The organism is Pseudoalteromonas sp. APC 3893, assembly GCF_030408095.1.
GTDB lineage: Bacteria > Pseudomonadota > Gammaproteobacteria > Enterobacterales > Alteromonadaceae > Pseudoalteromonas.
Map to the genome: position 1 here is coordinate 1 of NZ_JASDCD010000085.1, position 801 is coordinate 801.

At 39.5% G+C, this 801-nt stretch carries 2 rRNA genes; both read left to right on the forward strand.

Annotated features, from left to right (window positions below):
* Positions 1 to 10: 10 nt before the first annotated feature.
* Positions 11 to 125 (forward strand): 5S ribosomal RNA (gene rrf, locus QMA12_RS22105).
* A gap of 63 nt (positions 126 to 188) precedes the next feature.
* A 5S ribosomal RNA gene (gene rrf / locus QMA12_RS22110) occupies positions 189 to 303 on the forward strand.
* Positions 304 to 801: the final 498 nt, after the last annotated feature.

Genomic DNA, 801 nt, shown 5'->3' on the forward strand with positions numbered 1-801 from the left:
ACCAAATTTGCTTGGTGACAATAGCGTTTTGGACCCACCTGATCCCATGCCGAACTCAGTAGTGAAACGAAACAGCGCCGATGATAGTGTAGCATTTGTTATGTGAAAGTAGGTCATCGCCAGGCTCAAAATTTAGTTGAAGAACTTTAACCTTAAAAATTAATAATAAGAAAATTGAAAAGAATTTTCTTGGTGACAATAGCGTTTTGGACCCACCTGATCCCATGCCGAACTCAGTAGTGAAACGAAACAGCGCCGATGATAGTGTAGCATTTGTTATGTGAAAGTAGGTCATCGCCAGGATTTAAATTAGAGAAGCCCGTTGCAGCAATGCAGCGGGTTTTTTATCTTTTAAGGTTTAGTAAATAGCCAAGACCCCATGCCGAACTCAGTAGTGAAACAAAACAGCTCGAAGGCGAGCCCCAGCCAATGATAGTGTAGCATTTGTTATGTGAAAGTAGGTCATTGCCAGGATTTAAATTAGAGAAAGCCGTTTCAGAAATGAAACGGCTTTTTTGTTGGTTGGAATAAAGTATAGCTATCAGCCGTCAGCTGCAAAGTGTTAACCTGTACACCGTAGCGTGGGTTGAGTATTTGATACCCATGGATAAAAGAACGCCACAACAACCTCAGAGCCAAATATATTCCTTTAAAACAGCATGACCTTTACAGTGATACCAAACACATTTAATTGATGATCTATTTTAATTTAATGCTATTTGTGATCTAATACTGGTAAATTCACTCATTCTTATTGAGCTTAAATTGTCCAACATGCCAGATTTTCCCTACACCCGAGAT